This is a genomic window from Hydrogenophaga sp. 2FB (assembly GCF_005503365.1).
Classification (GTDB): Bacteria; Pseudomonadota; Gammaproteobacteria; order Burkholderiales; family Burkholderiaceae_C; genus Hydrogenophaga.
Genome location: NZ_SCML01000008.1, coordinates 17,231 through 34,672, shown reverse-complemented (window position 1 = coordinate 34,672; position 17,442 = coordinate 17,231). Strand labels below are relative to the sequence as shown.

Here is a 17,442-nt window from a genome sequence, read left to right as displayed (position 1 = left end):
CGCCATGCCCAAGATCCAGACCTCATCCCTGCATTCCGATTTCGCCGTCCAGGTGCACACGTCCATCATGGACATCGTCGACAACGAAGCGGCGATCGACGAACTCAAGGCCATCTGGCGCAAGTCGCCGGTGATGGTCTTCCGCCGCCAGTCGCTCGACGAACCCGAGCTGGTGCGCTTCACCCAACGCTTCGGCCACTGCGAGACCTCGGGCCGCAAGGACATCCAGTCGCCGTACCACGAGCAGATCATCTACTTCAGCACCCTCAAGTACTCGGACGGCCGCTTCGTGGGCGGCTTCGCGGGCGGCGAGGACGTGGACTGGCACTCCGACCAGACCTTCCAGGTGCGCCCGGCCACCGGCGCCATCCTCTACGGCACCGAGGTGCCGCGCGACGGCGGCGACATCTACTGGGCCAACCAGTACGCGGCCTGGAATCAGCTGCCCGCCGACGTGCAGCAGCTCATCGACGGCCGCACCGGCACCTACCGCTACGCCAAGCGCTACGCCATGCTCAACGCGCTGGAACTGCAGGACAAGGCCAAGGCCAACGCCATGCTGAGCCTGCCCGACGCGAAACACCCGGTGGTGCTCACGCACCCGACCACCGGCCGCAAGGCGCTCTACGCCGACCCGACCACGCTCATCGGCATCGAAGGCCTGAGCGACGAACAGAACGCGCGCGTACTGCCCTTGCTGTTCGCGGCCGGCGGCGACCCGGCCCACGTGTACCGCCACAAGGTGCAGAACGGCGACATGATGATGTGGGACAACGGCTGCACCATGCACCGCCGCGACGTGATGCGCATCGACCAGCCGCGCCTGATGAAGCGCACCACCTTCCGTCTCTCGGACGCCGAGTACTGCGTGCCGCAAGCCTGAACGAGAAAGCCCCCAGTGAACCAACCGTCCGTTTTCCTGCGCGTCAACCGCGTGGCCGCCAGCGTCTGCGCGCAAGCGCAGGACGTGACCGTGGCCGACCTCCACGAAAGCACCGCCCACCTGGGCTTCAGCGGACTCATGTCGCCGCGCATGCGGCGCGTGACGCCAGGCGCGCGCATCGCGGGCCCGGCCATCACCGCGCTCACGCAACCGGGCGACAACCTCATGATGCACCGCGCCTTGCGCCTGGCGCAGCCGGGTGACGTGCTGGTCGTGACCTGTCTGGGCGAGACCTCGGCCGCACAGTGGGGCGATGTGGCCACCACCTATGCGCGTGAGATCGGTCTGGCCGGCGTGGTGGTCCAGGGTTGCGTGCGCGACGTCGACAACGTGATCGGCATGGGCATGGCCGTGTGGGCCACGCAGATCTGGCCGGTGCACGCAGACAAGGGCAAGGGTGGCGGTGTGAACGTGCCGATCAGCTGTGGCGACGTGCTCGTGCGCCCCGGTGATCTGGTGGTGGCCGACGGCGACGGCGTGCTGGTGCTGCCGCGCGACGAAGCCGCCGCGGTGGTCGCCGCCGCACAGGTCAAGATGCGCAAGGAAAGCGAGGCCGCCGACGCGATTCGCAAAGGCGCAACGGTGTGGGACCTGAGCGGAGCAGCGGCGGCCTACGCCCGTCTTGGCGTGGTGGAAGTCGACGCCGCCTTCGACGACCCGGCGTGAAGGTCTGCGTCTTCGGCGCGGGCGCTGTGGGCGGATACCTCGCGTCGAAACTGCTGGCCTCGGGCCTGGACTGTCTTTCCATCGTGGCGCGCGGCGCGCATGGCAGCGCCATCGCTCAGCACGGTCTCACGCTGGTGGAGGGTGGTGTGCGCAAGTGCGCCTTCCCCGTTCAGGTGGTGGCCTCTGCGCAGAAGCTGCAACCGCAGGATCTGGTCTTCGTTGCGCTCAAGGCGCACGCACTGCCCGCCGCCGCGGCCGACATCGCGCACCTGATGGCCCCGGGTGGCACGGCGGTCTTTGTGACCAACGGCATTCCCTGGTGGTGGACTTTCCGTGGCGCGAGCACGGGCGCCACGCCACTGCCGTTGCTGGACCCGGATGGCGCGCTGTGGAAGCAGGTGCGGCCCGAGCGCGCCCTGGGTTGCGTCGTCTATTCGGCCAACCGGCGCGTGGGTCCGGGCGTGATCGAGCATGTGGCCAACAACCGCTGGATCTTTGGCGAGCCCGATGGCCGGGCCTCGGCGCGGCTGCACGCGGTCCATGCACTCGCCCAGCGCGCGGGCCTCCACGCCGAGACCCCTGGCGATGTGCGCCGCGAGATCTGGACCAAGTTGCTGCGCAACGCGCCGCTCAACAGCGTGTGCGCCCTCACGCGCCTGCCCATCGGAAGACTGGCCGAACAGCCCGGGCTGGTGGCCTTGTGCCACGGTGTGATCGACGAGATCGTGGCGATCGCGGCCGCGCAGGGCCATGACATCGCGGACCACGCGGCCGAGGCACGCGAAGCGCCGCTGCGCGGCGGTGCCATGGGTGGCCAGGCCACGCAACCCATGCTGCCTTCGATGTTGCAGGACGTTCTGGCGGGCGCGCGCACCGAGAGCGAGGCCATTCTGGGTCAGGTGCAAAGGTTTGCCCGTGACGCCAGCGTGGCCGTTCCCCGCATCGACGTGCTTCTGAGCTTGCTGCGCGGACTGGAGGCTTCAGTCCAGGCTCGCGCCGGATGACTTGACCACCTCGGCCCACTTGGTGATGTCGTCGCGCAGGATGGAGCCGAACTGCTGCGGATCTGTGGCAAAGGGCACGGCGCCCTGACCGGTGAATTTCTCCATCACATCGGGCGACTTCAGCAATTCGTTCACGTCCGCGTTGATCTTGCGGATCACCGAGAGCGGGGTGCCCGCGGGGGCGAACAGGCCGAACCAGGGATTGACGTCGAAGTCCTTGAAGCCGGCCTCGGCGATGGTCGGAATGTTGCCGAACGCGGCGGCGCGCTGGCGGCTGGTGAGTGCGATCGGCCGCAAGCTGCCCTGCTTGATGGCGCCCGACACCGAGGGCAGGCTGGTGAACACCAGATCGATCTGGCCCGCCAGCAGGTCCTGCATCGCGGGCGCCGCGCCCCGGTAAGGCACGTGCGTGAGCTTGATGCCCGCCGCCTGGCCGAACATCACGCCCAGCAGGTGGTTGACCGAGCCGTTGCCCGCCGAGCCGTAGGTGAGCGGGCCGCTGCGGGCCGCGGCGATCACGTCGGCCACGCTGCCGTGCTTCGCGCCGCTGCGGGCCACGATCACGAAGGGCAAGGTGGCCAGCGTGGCCACCGGCTCGAAGTCCTTGACCGGATCGAATGGCAGCTTCTTGTAGAGCGCGCCGTTGATGGCGTGCGTGCCCGAGTAGCTCATCAGCAGCGTATGCCCGTCGGGCGCGGCGCGCGCCACACCTTCCATGCCGATGTTGCCGCCCGCACCCGCGCGGTTTTCCACCACCACGGGCTGGCCCCACTTCTCCGCCAGCTTCTGCGCGATGACACGCGCCAGCGTGTCCGAGGCACCACCGGGCGTCTGCGGCACGATGATTTTCACGGGCTGGGTCGGAAAGGCCCGCGCCGCGCCGGCCAGGGCCAGGCCCAGCGCGGCGGTGGCAGCGAACTTCAACAAAATCGGGTTCATGGTGTTGTCTCCGTTGTATCGCCGGCGCTGCGCTGAAGGGCCTCGATCACATGCGCCAGCTGTTGGGGCATCGAGGTGTCAAAAATCGGGACGTCCAGCGCCGTGATGGCGCGGGCCACGAGCCGCTCGACGACGCGGCGCAAGCGGTAGCGCGCGCGCTCCAGCTGCAGCTGGGCGCGGCGCGGCGAGGCCGCGAGCCAGGCCTGGTGCGCGTCGATGGCCTGCGACAGCGCCTCGATGGTCTCGGGCTTGCCGCTGGACGCGAGCAGCACCCTGGGTTGCCAGGCATCCGGCTCGCGCCGCGACACGGCCGCGATGCGCTGGATGTCGGTGGCCATCTTCTGCGCGCCCGCCAGGTCGCATTTGTTGACCACGAAGATGTCGGCCATTTCCATGATGCCGGCCTTCATGGCCTGCACCACGTCGCCGCTTTCGGGCAGCAGCACCAGCAGCAGCGTGTCCACCTGCGCGCGTGCCGCGTATTCGGCCTGGCCCACGCCCACGGTTTCGAGCAGCACCTCGTCGAAACCGTGCGCGTCCATCAGGTCCAGCATCTCGGGCAGGTTGTCCGACAGGCCATCGGACGTGGAGCGCGAGCCGATCGAGCGGATGTAGAGATCGGGACTGCCCGCGAGATCGTCCATGCGGATGCGATCGCCCAGAATCGCGCCGCCGGACTTCGGGCTGCTCGGGTCGACCGCGAGCACGCCCATGCGCTGACCGCGCGCGCGGTGCAAGGCCAGATGACCCGCCAGCGTGCTCTTGCCCGCGCCCGGTGCGCCGGTGAGGCCGATGCGGCGCGCGCGCTCGGCGGGCGCGCTGCTGTCGGCCCGCGCCAGCATGTCGTTCGCGCTGGCGTTGGCCAGCGCAGTGAGGGCGCGGCCCAGGGCGTGGCGGTCCAGGGTCTCGCGCTCGCTCACGCCAAGGCCTTTCCGAACACGGCCTCGTGGTGCTGGTCGAGCAGCGGCGGCAGACCGTAACTCGGCGTGTAGCCCTCGAATTTCAGCGGACTCGCGATGGCGCGCAGCGGCACATCACCATCGCCCAGCGGCACCACGAGACCGCGCGAGCGCGTGAGATCGGCGTCCAGCGCCGCGGCCAGCGTGCCGACCTCGGACACCACGATGCCCAGCGGCGCGAGGCGGCGAACCCACTCCGCGGCGTCCGCCGTCCGCAGCACGGCGCCGATGGCCGCGAGCACCGGCGCGCGGTGGGCGCGCCGCGCTTCCATGGTGGCGAACAGCGGGTCGTCCACCCACGCGGGTTGGTTCACCTCGCCGCAGAACTTGCGCCAGAACTTGTCGTGTGTGATGAAGAGCGTGAGCCAGCCGTCGGCGGTGGGAAAGATCTGCGCCGGCACCATGTAGGGGTGCGAGGAGTTGGCCAGGCGCTCCACGATCTCGCCCGTGTTGAGGGCCGCGCCGGCGAGGTAGTTGAGCTGCGAGAGCATCACGTCGTACATGGCGACATCGACCTGCCCGCCTTGTCCTTCGATGATCTTGGCCAGCAGGCCCATGGCCGCCACCATGCCGGCGGAGTTGTCGACCGCGGAGTAGCCGGCCTTGGTGGGTGGCGCGCTCGGGTCGCCGGTGAGGGCCATCACGCCGGTGAGCGCCTGGATCACGTAGTCGTAGGCCGGGCTCTCGGCGTAGGGGCCGTCCAGGCCGTAGCCGGTCAGCGCCACGCACACCAGTTTGGGGTTGACCGCGCCGAGTGCCGCGTACGTGAGGCCGAGCTTGCGGATGGCCGAGGGGCGCAGGTTGGTCACGAGCGCGTGCGCATCGCGCGCCAGGGTGTGCAGCGCCTCGCGCCCGGCGTCGGACGCGAGGTCGAGCACCACGCTTTTCTTGCTGCGGTTCAGGCTCGCGAAGTAGGCGTTGTGCGGGCCGATGAAGTGCGGGCTGACGCGGCGCGCGATGTCGCCCTCGGGCGGTTCGACCTTGATGACCTCGGCACCCATGTCGGCCAGCAGCAGGCCGCAATAGGGGCCTGCGAGCATGTGGCCGACCTCGATGATCCGCAGGCCCGCCAGCGGGCCGCGCGAGGTGCCTGTGGTCACTGGTGTACCTTCGGCTTCGCCTGCGGTGCGAGCTTGCTTGGGGCGACCCGGCGCGACGCTCATGCGAGCTGCTCCGCGAGGCGTGCCACCACGGTGTCCAGCGGCATGTCGGCGGTGAAGATCGCGGCCACACCCAGCGCGTGCAGCTCGGCATGGTCGTCACCCGGAATGGTGCCGCCCACGAAGACCTTCACGTCCGTGGCCTTGCGGCTGTGGAGCTCGGCGATCACGTCGGCCACCAGTTCCTTGTGGCTGCCCGAGAGGATGCTCAGGCCCACCGCGTGCACGCCTTCGTCCACGGCCACCTGGGCGATCTGGCCGGGGCTGCGGCGCAGTCCGGTGTAGATCACCTCGGCGCCTGCGTCGCGCAGCGTGAGCGCGACGATCTTGGCGCCGATGTCGTGCCCATCGAGGCCGGGCTTGCCCACCAGGATGCGTTTGCCGGACAGGGGCCGCGCGGTTTTGACTGCTTCGCTCATAGGTTCACCGGTTCCTTGAATTCGCCCCATTCCTTTTTGAGGCAATCCACCATCTCTTCGACGGTGGCGTAAGCGTGGCAGCACTCCACCAGCCAGGGCATGACGTTCTCGCGGTCCTGCGCGGCCGCGGCCGACAGCTGGGTCAGCGAGGCGTCCACCGCGGCCTGGTTGCGGGTGTCCTTCACGCGCTGGTACTTTTCAAGCGCGCGCTGCGCGATCGTGGGATCGAGCTTGAAGACGTCGCCGACCTCGATCTTTTCGCCGGGTTTGCTGAAGTAGTTCTGGCCGATCACGGCGTGGCGGCCGGCGTCGGTGTCGAGCTTGCGTTCGAGGCCGCGTTCGGCCAGGCGAAGCTGGAGCCAGCCGTCCTCGATGGCGGGCACCACGCCGCCGTAGGCGTCGATCTCGCCCATGACCTTGAGGATCATTTCCTCCATGCGGTCGGTGTGCTGCTCGAGGAAGTAGCTGCCGCCCAGTGGGTCCACCGTGCGCGCGATGCCGCTTTCGAAAGCAATCATCTGCTGCGTGCGCACCGCGAGCTCGGCCGAAAACTCGGTCGGGATCTGGAACGCTTCATCGAAGGCGCAGGTGAAGATGGATTGCGCGCCACCGAACACCGCGGCCATGGTTTCCACCGCCACGCGCACCGCGTTGTTGTAGGGCTGCGGCGCCACCAGCGAGCTGCCGCCGCACACCACGCCGAAGCGAAAGTGTTGGGCCTTGGGGTCCTGCACGCCGTAACGCTCTTTCATGAAGCGCGCCCAGAGCCGGCGCCCGGCACGGAACTTCGCGATCTCGTCGAAGAAGTCCATGTGCACGTAGAAGAAGAACGACAGGCGCTTGGCAAACTTCTCCACGTCGCCACCGCGCCGGCTCAGCTCGTCGACATAGGCCAGGCCATTGGCCAGTGTGTAGGCCATCTCTTCGGCGGCAGTGGCGCCGGCATCGCGCACGTGCGCGCCCGCGATGCTGATCGGGTTGAAGCGCGGCGTGACGTCGTTCGAGTACAGGATGGAGTCGGCGATCAGGCGCATCGAGGGCCGCACCGGGAAGATCCAGGTGCCCCGCGCCACGTACTCCTTCAGGATGTCGTTCTGGATCGTGCCCGTGAGCTTGTGGCGCGGCACACCCTGCTTGTCGGCGACGGCGAGGTACATCGCATAGATGATCGCGGCCGTGCCGTTGATGGTGAACGAGGTCGAGATCTTCGACAGGTCCAGGTCCTTGAACAGGATCTCGGCTTCGCTCAGATTGGACAGCGACACGCCGACCTTGCCGATCTCCGGCCGCGCCATCGGGTGGGTCGGGTCGTAGCCGCACTGCGTGGGCAGGTCGAGCGCGACCGACAGACCGGTCTGGCCTTTTTCCAGCAGGAACTTGTAGCGTTCGTTGCTTTCCTCGGCGGTGCCGAAGCCGGAGTACTGGCGGATGGTCCAGAGCCTGCCCTGGTAGCCGTCGGGGAAAATGCCGCGCGTGAACGGGTATTCGCCCGGCTTGCCGATGTTCTCCTGGTTCACGGCCGAGGCATCGACCATGGTGGGCACGGGAATGCCGGTGCGGCTGATGGGGCCCAGCTCGGGCTCGGCGGGCAAGGCCGATGCAATGGGATCTCGGCTGTTCATGCGGTGGCCTTGTTGAGCAGTTTGTCGGAGGCGGCCCAGTGGTCGTCGTGCAACCAGGTCCGTGCGAGGTGGTCCTGCTCCACGCGGCGGTGCGCGGGCCAGGCCAGGCCCTGGCGCGCCGCGATGGCCTGGGCCTTGATGCCGCGCAGCACCTGTGGCGCGCAGGCGTCCAGGGGTTTGAGGAAGTGGGTAACGTCGCTGCCCTGCGGACCGTCACTGATCACCGCATCGGCGAGTCCCCAATGCAATGCGGTGGGTGCGTCGACCAGTTCGGCGCGGGCCATCATGCGCATCGCGCGCGCCGGGCCGAGCAGACGGAACAGGTCGGGCCCGCCACCCCAGGCCGAGGTGATGGCCAGGCGAGCCTGGATGTAGCCGATGCGGGCGTGTGCGGCCTGCAGCCGCATGTCGCAGGCCAGCGCGAGTTCCGCGCCGCCGCCGATGGCGTCGCCGTTGAGGTAGGCCAGCACCGGCACCGGGCAGTGCCGGATCGCGTCGAGCGCGCCGCCGGCTTCTTCCATCATGGCCTGCACCGCGGCCTCGTCGCGCACGTTCGCGAGATCGCGCAGGTCGCCACCGGCGGCGAAATATTTGTCGCCCGCGCCGCTGATCACGATGTAGCGCGCGCCGGCTCGGGCGCCGGCCTCGCGCACCGCGTCGGCCAGGGCCGCGAGCACCGGGCGCGCGAGGGCGTTGTGTTTGTCGGCACGGTCGACGGTGAGCCAGGTGGCCCCCGGGGCGCGCGCCGAGATGCGGATGGGTCCGCTCGTTGCAATGGGTTGTGTTGTGGTCTGCATGGCTTTCATGCTAGATTGGCTTTCGTCCAGCGGGAAGAACGCTTATTCGAGATATCGAACAAACCAGGTCTAAAACACCCTATGAGTCCGGAATTCGACCCCATCGTTCAGGATGCTGAACAAACGGCAACCCCCACCGCCAAAGCCGGTGGTCTCGCCGTGACGGCCGTCGAGCGTGTGCTGGACGTCTTCGAGATGTTCCAGAAGATGCGAAAACCGCTGTCGCTCACCGACCTGGCCGAGGCGACGGGCATTCCCAAGAGCAGTTGCCACGCCATCGTGGGCACGCTCACGGCGCGCGGGTACCTCTATTCGCTGAGCCGCCCGCGCGCGCTGTACCCCACGCGCCGGCTTTTCGACATCGCCAGCGAGATCCAGGACAGCGACCCGTTCATGGAACGCGTGGTGCCGCTGCTCGAACGCCTTCGGGACACGTCGCGCGAAACCGTGATCCTGGGCAAGCGCCAGGGCGATGCGGTGATCTACCTGCAGGTGGTGGAGAGCACGCACTCCATCCGCTACTCCGCCCGGCCGGGCGAGTTCAAGCCCCTGCACTCCAGCGCCATCGGCAAGGCCTTGCTGGGCAGCCTGAAGGAGCCGGAAATGCGCGCGCAGATCGCGCACCGGCACCTGCCCGCGATCACGGGCGCCACGCTGATCAGCCCGGAGAGCCTGGGTGATGACATCGCCGCCAGCCGCAAGCGTGGCTACTTCGTGAGCCGGGGCGAAAACGTGGCCGATGTGTGGGCGGTGTCGGCGTTCCTGAACGTGCACAGCGAAACCCTGGCCATCGCCATCGCCGGGCCGCGCCACCGCATGGAGCACAACCTGCTGGAATGCGCCCAGCTCCTGCTGGCGACCTGCAGCTTCATCATCCGGCAATCGACGCGGTAGCCGCGGCGGCCGGGCCGTCAACGCTTCGTCATCAAAGTGTCGCGCCGCTGTCAACGCGGGCCGGCAAGCTGGGCGCACGTCCATCGAATCCGACGAAAGCACCCCCTCATGAAGCTGCACATCTCCACCTTGCTCGCCCTGACCGCCGCCAGCCTCGGCTTCGCCGCCCAGGCCCAGACCGCCTACCCTGCCACCCTCGCCGGTCACGCCCTGCTGCCCGCCCAGACCGTCATCCCCGCGCCCAAGCACGCGCCGGCCGACCTGCGGGTCAGCGGCAAGTTCACGACCGGCAAGCTGGTCGAGAAGACCGGCAGTGTCGAAGGCCTCTCGGGTGGCCGCCCCACCGGCGTGTCGCTGCCCTTCCAGGGCCAACCCATCCAGGGCCACTCGGGCATCAAGAAAATGCCCGACGGCACGTTCTGGATCCTCACCGACAACGGCGCAGGCGCCAAGGCCAACTCGCCCGACTTCGCGCTCTACCTCAACCACTACAAGGTCGACTTCAAGAGCGGCCAGTTCACGCGCCTGAAGACCGTGTTCCTGCACGACCCCGACAAGAAGGTGCCGTTCCGCGTCGTGCACGAAGGCACGAAGCAGCGCTACCTGACCGGTTCCGACTTCGACCTGGAAAGCTTCCAGTTCGCCGGCGGCTCGATCTGGTTCGGCGAAGAATTCGGCCCCTACCTCATCAAGGCCGACATGAACGGCAAGGTGCAGGCCGTGTTCGAGACGCAGGTGGACGGCAAGGCCGTGCGCTCGCCCGACCACCCCGCCGTCACCACGCCCGGCGCACCGGGCGGTGACGTGAAGTTCCAGGTTCGCCGCTCCAAGGGCTACGAGGGCATGGCCGCGTCGAAGGACGGCAGCAAGCTCTACCCCTTGCTCGAAGGCGCGCTGCACGACGAAGCGGCCAAGGCCGCCGAAGCCATCGACGGCAAGCAATACCTGCGCGTACTGGAGTTCGATGTGGCCACGGAAAAATGGACCGGCCGCCACTGGAAGTACGTGCTCGAAGCCAACCACCACGCCATCGGCGACTTCAACATGATCAGCCCGACCGAGGGCCTGATCATCGAGCGCGACAACGGCGAAGGCACGGCCGACAAGGCCTGCCCGGAGGCCACGAAACGCGCCGACTGCTTCCACGACCTGGCGAAGTTCAAACGTGTCTACAAGGTCGAGCTGAGCGAGGCCAACGTGGGTGGCCCCGTGCGCAAGATCGGCTACATCGACCTGATGAGCATCGCCGACCCGAACAAGCTTGCACGCAAGCCGCTGAACAACGGCGTGCTGACCTTCCCCTTCTTCACGATCGAGAACGTCGACATGGTCGACGCGCGGCACATCGTGGTCGGCAACGACAACAACCTGCCGTTCTCCAGCAGCCGCGAGCCCAACAAGGCCGACGACAACGAGCTGGTGTTGCTGGACGTGGGCGATTTCCTGTCGGCGCGCTGAGCGCGCTAGGGCACCAGCAGGAGCGCGAAGGCGGGCAGGTAGGTCACGAGCCCCAGCACCACCAGCATCATGGCCACGAACGGCAGGATCGCCCGCGCCACGGGCCACAGCTTCAGGCCGCTGACGGCCATGCCCACGAAGAGGCAGTAGCCGATCGGTGGCGCCGCCATGCCGATGGCCACGTTGGTCACGATCATGGCGCCGAAGTGGATCGGATCGACACCGAACTGGTTCGCGATGCCGATCAACATGGGGCCGAGGATGACCATGATGGCCACCTCGTCCATCACCGCCGCGAGCAGGAAGAAGCCGATGTTGAGCGCCAGCAGCATGGTCCACTTCTCGTGGAAGTGCGTGGCGAGCCAGGCCGCGAGCTTGCCCGCCAGTTGCTCCTGCGCGATCAGGAAGCTGAAGCCACTGGAGACGGCGACGATGGCCATCACGATGGCGCTGATGGCCATGGCCTTCGCGATGATGCCGGGCAGTTGCGCCAGTGTGAGCCGCCGTTCCACCACCAGGCCGATGAACAGCGCGTAGACGCAGGCCACCACGGCGGCCTCGGTGGGTGTGAAGGCGCCGCCGTAGATGCCACCCAGCACCACCACCGGCGCGAGCAAGGCCCAGACGCCTTCGCGCAAGGCGGTGGCGATCTCGCGCAGCGAAGCGCGTTTCTCGCGCGGCATCGGCGAGCGCAACGCGCGCGTGACCGCAATGACGGCCATGCCCAGGGCCATCAGCAGGCCCGGCAACACGCCCGAGAGAAACAGTCTGGAGATGGACTGCTCGGCGATCACGCCCCAGATCACGAAGGCGATCGAGGGGGGAATGAGCGGTGCGAGCACGCCCGCGCTCACCACCAGCGCGGTGGCATAGGCCTTGTCGTAGCCACGCGCCACCATGGCCGGGATCATGATGGCGCCGATGGCCGCGGTGGTGGCCGGCGCTGAGCCGCTCACCGCCGCGAAGACCAGCGCCGCGAGCACCACGGCCAGGTCCATGCCGCCGGGCAGGTGGCGCACGAAGACCTCGGCCACGCGCACCAGGCGCTGTGACAGGCCGCCCGCGCTCATGAGTTCGCCCGCCAGCATGAAGAAGGGAATGGCCAGCAAGGCAAAACTCTGCGTGCCCGCGACCACGGTCTGCGGGAACAGCATGGGCTCGATGCCCACGCTGAGCACCACGGCAATGACGCAGAGTCCGATGGCAAACGCGAACGGCATGCCGAGCACGGCCAGGCCGGCAAAACCGGCGGTGAGGATCCAGGTGGTCAGGGACATGGGTGGTCTTCAGGTGGCCGAGAGCGCTTCGCTCTCGGGCGGGCGGTAACCCGCGATACGTTCCAGGGCGAACAGGCACACCAGCGCGCCGCTCACGGGCGCGCTCGCGTACAGCCAGGTCAGGGGGTAGCCCATGGCGGCCGAGACCGCGCCCGCGGTGTCCTGCGCGTAGTGCACGCCGGCCCACACCAGGAAGCCGCCACAGCCCGCGATCAACAGCAGCATGAGCCGCTCGAGCGCGAGCTGCGCGCCGGGTGGCAGCAGCTCCACCAGCAGGTCCATGCGCACGTGGATGCCGTCGCGCACACCGAGCGCGATGGCCAGCAACATGGACCAGCCGAAACAGGTGATGGCGAACTCTTCGGTCCAGCTGGGCGCGCGGTCGAAGGCGTAGCGCATGAGCACCTGCCCGGCCAGCGCCACCAGCATCGCGATGGCCAGCGCGATCACCAGCCAGCGCACGGCGGTGGCGAGCGCGCCGCAGGCGGCGTGCAGCGCGCCCCGCGCACCGCGCGGGGCTGCGGCGGTGGCGGCCGCGGCGGTGTGGGCGCCCATCACTTCACCTGGTCGAGCGCGGCGGCCAGCAGCTCAGGGCCGATGCTGCCGCGGAACTTCTCGTACACCGGGGCAACCGCCTTGCGGAAGGCCGCGGGATCGTCGACCGTGTTGACCTGCATACCCTTGCCGCGCAGCACCGCGACCATCTGCTGCGCGTTCTCCAGGCTCACCTTGCGCTGCTCGGCCACGGCCACCTTGGCGGCCTGTTGCACCGCCGAGCGTTGTTCGGTCGAGAGCTTGGCGAGCGCGCGGTTGCCGATCAGCAGCTCGAGCGTGGTGTAGGTGTGGTTGGTCTGCGAGAGGTACTTGGTGACCTCGTAGACCTTGAGCGAATCGATGAATGCCAGCGGCAGTTCGAGGCCGTCGATGGTGCCTTGCTGCACGGCGGTGAAGGTCTCGCCCCAGGCCATGGGCACGGCCGAACCCCCGAGCGAATTGAACATGTCGATGAAGACCGGGTTCTGCATCACGCGGTACTTCACGCCGGTCACGTCGGCGGGCGAGCGCACGGGCTTCTTGTTGTTGATCATGTTGCGAAAGCCCGCTTCCATGAAGCCCAGCACCGTGATGCCCTTGGCTTCCAGGCGCTTGCCGAGTTCGGCCCCCACGCTGCCGTCGAGCACCTTACGCGCCTGCGCTTCGTTGGCGTACAGGAAGGGCAGGTCGTTGAGCTGGAAGCCGGGCTCGAGCTGCGCGACCACGGCGTTGGTGATGATGGCCGCGTCGACGGTGCCAAAGCGCATGCCTTCCATCATCGGCTTCTCGTCACCGAGCTGGCGGTTGGGAAACAGTTGCACATCGATGCTGCCTTTGCTGGCCGCCTCCAGTGCTTTCTTGAACGCGTGGGCCCCCACGGCGGACGGGTCCTGCGGGCTGTCGGCCGTGGCCCAGCCGAGCTTGATGACGGCCTTCTGTTGCGCGAGCGCAGCGGGCGCGGTGGCGATGGCCAGCGCGGCGATGGCGAGGGCGATGAAGTTCTTGCGTTGCATGGTGTTGTCTCCGGTCTTGTGGAAGGAATCAATCGGCCCCGTCGCCCCAGTAAAGGCGTTGGGGGTTGCGCACGAGCACGGCCTGGCGCGTGGCCTCGTCGGGTAGCCACTCGAGCGCGAGCGCCGCGAGGCGCTCGTCGCTGGGCACGGGGTGGGGGCTGGTGGGGTGGGGCCAGTCGCTGCCCCAGACCAGGCGGCCGGCGTTGGCGCGCAGCAGCGCTTGCGCCACCTCGCCCACCAGCGGGTCGCGGCCGCTGTCGGCCGAGAGGCGGTAGGGCGCGGACAGCTTGGTCCAGACCTCGCTGGCGAGCAGTTGGGCGCGCAGGTTGGCAAAGCCCCGGCTGGCGAGCAGCGCCTGCGCGCCGTGGTGGCCCATGTGGTCGACCACCACGGTCACGTCCAGGTCGCGCACCTGCGCCACCAGGTGGGGGTGGTCCACCACGTCGACCAGGATCTGCAGATGCCAGCCAAAGGGTTTCACGCGCGCCACGATCTCGCGGATGCGACCCAGGTCCGGCCCCTGGAAGATGGTGGTCACGCGCGTGCCGCGCGCGCCCAGCGCATGCCAGCGGGCGATGTCGGCTTCGGGGGTGTCCGGCGACACCACGGCAACGCCGCGCAGGCGCTTCGGGTGTGCTGCGAGGATGTCCTCGAAGCTGCGGTGGTCCGCGCCGAAGACCGTGGGGTGCACCAGCACGCCGCGCTGAATGCCCACCGATTCGCACATCGCCAGGTACGCCGCCAGCGGTGCGTCAGGGGGCGTGTAGTGCCGACCCTCGGCATAGGGGTAGCGCGCCGCGTCGAAGACGTGGAAGTGGCAGTCGCAACTGCCCGCGGGCCAACGTGCGGCGCCGCTCATGCCAGGATGCCCGCCAGGTGATCGGGACTGGGCACCGCTTCGCCGCGCTCGATGCGCCGAATGGTTTCGCCCACGCGCTTGTGCAGCGTGACGTCGATGCCCAGCTGGTCGCCGCGCTGTGCCACCAGCCCGTTGATGGCATCGATCTCGGTGCGCCGGCCTTTGCGGATGTCCTGGCCCATCGAAGGGCGTTGCGCGTCGCTGCGCGAGTTCGCCACTTCCATGATCATGTGGGTGATGGCGTCCAGCGCTGCCCGGTCCTCTTCGGCGCGCGCCAGCAGATCGAGGTCGAGACCGCCCGCGGGCTCCAGCGCCAGGCCGAGCGCGCGGCCCACGCGGATGCAGGAACTCCCCAGGCGGATGCTCAGCTCGCGCGCGCGGGCATCCGTGTCGCGTTGTTTGCCGGTCATGCCGGTGAGCGCGCACACGCCGTTGCGCATCGCGTTGATGGTGAGCTTGGACCAGCGTTCGCCCCACAGATTCGTGGTCACCTTGCACGAGTCGCCGTGCGCCAGCAGTTGTCCGATCGCCTCGGCGCGCGGTGTGATCTGGCCATGCGCCTCGCCGATGCGCATGCCCGGCTTCTTCTCGTCGCCCAGCGGGGAGTTGCGCACGATGAATCCAGGCCCCATCAACTCCGCGGCCAGCGCGCTCACCGAGCAGCCCAGCACACGACCCCAACCGGCGATGCCCGCGATCACGTCTTCGTTGATGCCGTTCTGCAGCGACACGATGCAGCCCGACGGCGCCAGGTACGGAAGGATCAGCTGGGTGGCCCAGGCCGTGTCGTAGGCCTTGACCGAGATGAAGGCCACATCGATGGGCGCTTCGCGCGACAGCTGGGGCACATCGCCCACATGGAGCGCGCGCACCGGTGTGTGCACCGAGCCCGCGCCGTTCATGCCCTGCACCTTCAGGCCGTCCCGCCGCATGGCCTCCACATGCTCGGGCCAGGCGTCCACCAGCAGCGTTTCGATGCCCGAACGTGTGGCATGCGCACCCACGTACCCACCCACCGCACCGGCGCCGACGATACATACCTTGCTCACTGGAATTCCTTTGCGAATGACATGCAGCGGACCTTACGCGGGCCTTCTGCGTCGAGGAAGACGGTGCCACCTGCGCTGTTTCATCTTGTGAACTTCCGGTGTGGCGGACGCGCCGCGCGGTCACCAGCGTCCGACACCATGTGCCCATGAACAGATCTGAACTCCTCGCGTCCCTCGCGGCCTGTGTGGGCGAACGCCACGTGCTCACCGCACCGACAGACATCGCCCCTTACGCCGTGGACTGGCGCCGCAAGTACGTGGGACAGGCCGCGGCGGTGGTGAGCCCGGGCAGCACGGCCGAGGTCGCCGCGGTGCTGCAACTGGCGACGGCGCATCGCATCCCTGTGGTCACGCAGGGCGGCAATACCGGCATGTCCGGTGGTGCCACACCGGACGGCACGGGCACGCAGATCGTGTTGAGCACGCGGCGGCTGAACCGCATTCGCCAGACCGATGCGCTTAACGACACCATCGAAGTCGAGGCCGGCGCCGTGCTGGAAGCGGTGCAGGTGGCCGCCAGCGAGGTGGGGCGCCTGTTCCCGCTGGCGTTGGCGGCGCAAGGCAGTTGCACGATCGGTGGCAACCTGGCCACCAACGCCGGAGGCACCGCCGTGCTGCGCTACGGCAATGCGCGCGACCTGACGCTTGGCCTGGAGGTGGTGACGCCCGACGGCCGCATCTGGAACGGCCTGCGCGGTCTGCGCAAGGACAACACAGGGTACGACCTCAAGCAGCTCTACATCGGATCGGAAGGCACGCTCGGGGTCATCACGGCGGCGGTGCTCAAGCTGTTTCCGCCACCAGCGGCCCGACGCACCGCGATGCTGACGCTGCCCTCGATCGACAACGCCGTGCAACTGCTCAACCGCGTGCGCGCGGACCTGGGGCCCGCGCTCACCGCGTTCGAGGTCATTTCGGCGGCCTGCGTGCCGGTGCTGCAGCGGCATTTCCCCGAGATGCGCTGGCCTTTCGAGACGCTCGTGCCCGTGGTGGCGCTGATCGAGATGAGCGACCACGAGAGCGAGCAACATGCGCGCGACACCTTGTCGTTCGTGCTGGAACAGGCGCTCGAGGACGAGATCGCCACCGATGGCGTGATCGGAGAATCGGTGGCGCAGTCCCGCGCGCTGTGGGCCTTGCGCGAACACCTTTCGGAAGCGCAAGCCAAGGAAGGGCCGCACATCAAGCACGACATTTCCGTGCCCATCTCGCGTGTCGCGGCCTTCGTCGATGCCGCCGTGAAGCACGTGCAGCTCGGTTTCCCGGGCGCGCGCATGGCGTGGTTTGGCCACCTGGGCGATGGCAACCTGCATTTCAATGTGCTTGCGCCCGTTGGTACCGATGCGCTGGCCTTCTGCGCCGGACAAGGTGACGTCAACCGCCTGGTGCACGATCTGGTGCACGCGCACAGCGGCTCGATCAGCGCGGAGCACGGCCTGGGGCAATTGCGCCGCGACGAGAACGCGCGCTACAAGGATGGCGTGGAACTCGCGCTCATGCAGGGGCTGAAGCAGGCGCTCGATCCGCTGGGCTTGATGAACCCCGGGAAGGTGTTGAGGCCGCTGTCGGCGGGTTGAGCGCGCCCTGGCAGGCCTGCGACATTCGTCGCGCCTGCTCGAATGCCGCCAGGCAGCGCGGGTCCGCGCTGGCCATGGCGATCTGCCGGCAGGTGCGCCATTGTTCTGGCGTCACGAGGGCGCCACACAGGGCGGCATCCAGCAAGCGCAGCAGGGCGAGACGGACGTGCCCCATCCGCAGGCTGCGCGCCAGCAACGCCAACGCGCTCGCGCGTGCAGCGTTCTGGTCGCATGGGCTTGCCGCGTCGCAGCGCCCTCGACGCAGGCTGCGT

At 68.3% G+C, this 17,442-nt stretch carries 17 protein-coding genes; 6 read left to right on the top strand and 11 right to left on the bottom strand.

Annotated features, from left to right (window positions below; all coding sequences use genetic code 11):
- Positions 1 to 4: 4 nt before the first annotated feature.
- The 3 genes from FFS09_RS06815 to FFS09_RS06805 are packed head-to-tail and all read left to right on the top strand — an operon-like array spanning position 5 to position 2,613.
- Positions 5 to 883 (top strand): TauD/TfdA dioxygenase family protein, encoded by an 879-nt coding sequence (locus FFS09_RS06815; RefSeq protein WP_212745062.1) that lies wholly within the window; start codon positions 5 to 7, stop codon positions 881 to 883.
- 15 nt (positions 884 to 898) lie between these two features.
- Positions 899 to 1,609, top strand: coding sequence for an RraA family protein (locus tag FFS09_RS06810; protein ID WP_137918113.1), 711 nt, complete (start codon positions 899 to 901; stop codon positions 1,607 to 1,609).
- A complete protein-coding gene (locus FFS09_RS06805; protein WP_171019896.1) occupies positions 1,606 to 2,613 on the top strand; it encodes a ketopantoate reductase family protein in 1,008 nt (335 codons plus the stop codon). The genes FFS09_RS06810 and FFS09_RS06805 overlap by 4 nt, the downstream gene beginning before the upstream one ends.
- Here FFS09_RS06805 and FFS09_RS06800 read toward each other — a convergent pair.
- The 6 genes from FFS09_RS06800 to FFS09_RS06775 are packed head-to-tail and all read right to left on the bottom strand — an operon-like array spanning position 2,590 to position 8,509.
- Positions 2,590 to 3,552: a tripartite tricarboxylate transporter substrate binding protein gene (locus tag FFS09_RS06800; RefSeq protein ID WP_137918111.1), complete on the bottom strand. Its 963-nt coding sequence runs from the start codon at positions 3,550 to 3,552 to the stop codon at positions 2,590 to 2,592. The two genes, FFS09_RS06805 and FFS09_RS06800, sit on opposite strands and share 24 nt — an antisense overlap.
- Positions 3,549 to 4,472, bottom strand: a complete 924-nt coding sequence (gene meaB / locus FFS09_RS06795) for a methylmalonyl Co-A mutase-associated GTPase MeaB (protein ID WP_137918110.1) — start codon at positions 4,470 to 4,472, stop codon at positions 3,549 to 3,551. Before meaB ends, FFS09_RS06800 begins: the two co-directional genes overlap by 4 nt.
- Positions 4,469 to 5,674 (bottom strand): CaiB/BaiF CoA transferase family protein, encoded by a 1,206-nt coding sequence (locus FFS09_RS06790; RefSeq protein WP_137918109.1) that lies wholly within the window; start codon positions 5,672 to 5,674, stop codon positions 4,469 to 4,471. The genes meaB and FFS09_RS06790 overlap by 4 nt, the downstream gene beginning before the upstream one ends.
- Positions 5,671 to 6,090, bottom strand: a complete 420-nt coding sequence (locus tag FFS09_RS06785) for a cobalamin B12-binding domain-containing protein (protein WP_137918108.1) — start codon at positions 6,088 to 6,090, stop codon at positions 5,671 to 5,673. Before FFS09_RS06785 ends, FFS09_RS06790 begins: the two co-directional genes overlap by 4 nt.
- Positions 6,087 to 7,712, bottom strand: coding sequence for an acyl-CoA mutase large subunit family protein (locus FFS09_RS06780; protein ID WP_137918107.1), 1,626 nt, complete (start codon positions 7,710 to 7,712; stop codon positions 6,087 to 6,089). The genes FFS09_RS06785 and FFS09_RS06780 overlap by 4 nt, the downstream gene beginning before the upstream one ends.
- Complete coding sequence (locus tag FFS09_RS06775) at positions 7,709 to 8,509, bottom strand: enoyl-CoA hydratase/isomerase family protein (RefSeq protein ID WP_137918106.1); 801 nt, start codon at positions 8,507 to 8,509, stop codon at positions 7,709 to 7,711. Before FFS09_RS06775 ends, FFS09_RS06780 begins: the two co-directional genes overlap by 4 nt.
- A gap of 81 nt (positions 8,510 to 8,590) precedes the next feature.
- On the opposite strand from FFS09_RS06775, the gene FFS09_RS06770 reads away from it, so the two are divergent.
- Together FFS09_RS06770 and FFS09_RS06765 are read left to right on the top strand one after the other, a co-directional pair.
- Positions 8,591 to 9,403 carry an IclR family transcriptional regulator gene (locus tag FFS09_RS06770; RefSeq protein WP_137918105.1) on the top strand — a complete coding sequence of 271 codons (813 nt, stop codon included), beginning with the start codon at positions 8,591 to 8,593 and terminating at the stop codon, positions 9,401 to 9,403.
- Positions 9,404 to 9,511: 108 nt separating this feature from the next.
- On the top strand, positions 9,512 to 10,861 hold the full coding sequence (locus FFS09_RS06765) for an esterase-like activity of phytase family protein (protein ID WP_137918104.1): 1,350 nt from the start codon (positions 9,512 to 9,514) through the stop codon (positions 10,859 to 10,861).
- A 5-nt stretch (positions 10,862 to 10,866) separates the two neighbouring features.
- Here the strand turns inward: FFS09_RS06765 and FFS09_RS06760 are convergent, their stop codons facing one another.
- Genes FFS09_RS06760 through FFS09_RS06740 form a run of 5 tightly spaced genes read right to left on the bottom strand, consistent with a single transcriptional unit; the run spans position 10,867 to position 15,593 of the window.
- Positions 10,867 to 12,138 carry a TRAP transporter large permease gene (locus tag FFS09_RS06760; protein WP_137918103.1) on the bottom strand — a complete coding sequence of 424 codons (1,272 nt, stop codon included), beginning with the start codon at positions 12,136 to 12,138 and terminating at the stop codon, positions 10,867 to 10,869.
- A gap of 9 nt (positions 12,139 to 12,147) precedes the next feature.
- Entirely contained in the window at positions 12,148 to 12,693 is a 546-nt protein-coding gene (locus tag FFS09_RS06755) for a TRAP transporter small permease (protein ID WP_137918102.1), read from the bottom strand.
- Positions 12,693 to 13,685: a TRAP transporter substrate-binding protein gene (locus FFS09_RS06750; protein ID WP_137918101.1), complete on the bottom strand. Its 993-nt coding sequence runs from the start codon at positions 13,683 to 13,685 to the stop codon at positions 12,693 to 12,695. The genes FFS09_RS06755 and FFS09_RS06750 overlap by 1 nt, the downstream gene beginning before the upstream one ends.
- 28 nt (positions 13,686 to 13,713) lie before the next feature.
- The gene (locus tag FFS09_RS06745; protein WP_137918100.1) at positions 13,714 to 14,544 is read right to left on the bottom strand and encodes an amidohydrolase family protein; all 831 of its coding nucleotides are present in this window, start codon (positions 14,542 to 14,544) and stop codon (positions 13,714 to 13,716) included.
- Entirely contained in the window at positions 14,541 to 15,593 is a 1,053-nt protein-coding gene (locus FFS09_RS06740) for a ketopantoate reductase family protein (protein WP_171019894.1), read from the bottom strand. The genes FFS09_RS06745 and FFS09_RS06740 overlap by 4 nt, the downstream gene beginning before the upstream one ends.
- A gap of 146 nt (positions 15,594 to 15,739) precedes the next feature.
- On the opposite strand from FFS09_RS06740, the gene FFS09_RS06735 reads away from it, so the two are divergent.
- Positions 15,740 to 17,170, top strand: coding sequence for an FAD-binding oxidoreductase (locus FFS09_RS06735; RefSeq protein ID WP_137918098.1), 1,431 nt, complete (start codon positions 15,740 to 15,742; stop codon positions 17,168 to 17,170).
- Positions 17,171 to 17,442: the final 272 nt, after the last annotated feature.

Bases quoted from the DNA above. Each gene is read 5' to 3' on its own strand.
- FFS09_RS06750 (WP_137918101.1), bottom strand. From the start codon at position 13,685: ATGCAACGCAAGAACTTCATCGCCCTCGCCATCGCCGCGCTGGCCATC.
- FFS09_RS06775 (WP_137918106.1), bottom strand. From the start codon at position 8,509: ATGCAGACCACAACACAACCCATTGCAACGAGCGGACCCATCCGCATC.
- FFS09_RS06755 (WP_137918102.1), bottom strand. From the start codon at position 12,693: ATGGGCGCCCACACCGCCGCGGCCGCCACCGCCGCAGCCCCGCGCGGT.
- FFS09_RS06765 (WP_137918104.1), top strand. From the start codon at position 9,512: ATGAAGCTGCACATCTCCACCTTGCTCGCCCTGACCGCCGCCAGCCTC.
- FFS09_RS06735 (WP_137918098.1), top strand. From the start codon at position 15,740: ATGAACAGATCTGAACTCCTCGCGTCCCTCGCGGCCTGTGTGGGCGAA.
- FFS09_RS06745 (WP_137918100.1), bottom strand. From the start codon at position 14,544: ATGAGCGGCGCCGCACGTTGGCCCGCGGGCAGTTGCGACTGCCACTTC.
- FFS09_RS06800 (WP_137918111.1), bottom strand. From the start codon at position 3,552: ATGAACCCGATTTTGTTGAAGTTCGCTGCCACCGCCGCGCTGGGCCTG.
- FFS09_RS06770 (WP_137918105.1), top strand. From the start codon at position 8,591: ATGAGTCCGGAATTCGACCCCATCGTTCAGGATGCTGAACAAACGGCA.
- FFS09_RS06785 (WP_137918108.1), bottom strand. From the start codon at position 6,090: ATGAGCGAAGCAGTCAAAACCGCGCGGCCCCTGTCCGGCAAACGCATC.
- FFS09_RS06815 (WP_212745062.1), top strand. From the start codon at position 5: ATGCCCAAGATCCAGACCTCATCCCTGCATTCCGATTTCGCCGTCCAG.
- FFS09_RS06790 (WP_137918109.1), bottom strand. From the start codon at position 5,674: ATGAGCGTCGCGCCGGGTCGCCCCAAGCAAGCTCGCACCGCAGGCGAA.
- FFS09_RS06780 (WP_137918107.1), bottom strand. From the start codon at position 7,712: ATGAACAGCCGAGATCCCATTGCATCGGCCTTGCCCGCCGAGCCCGAG.
- FFS09_RS06760 (WP_137918103.1), bottom strand. From the start codon at position 12,138: ATGTCCCTGACCACCTGGATCCTCACCGCCGGTTTTGCCGGCCTGGCC.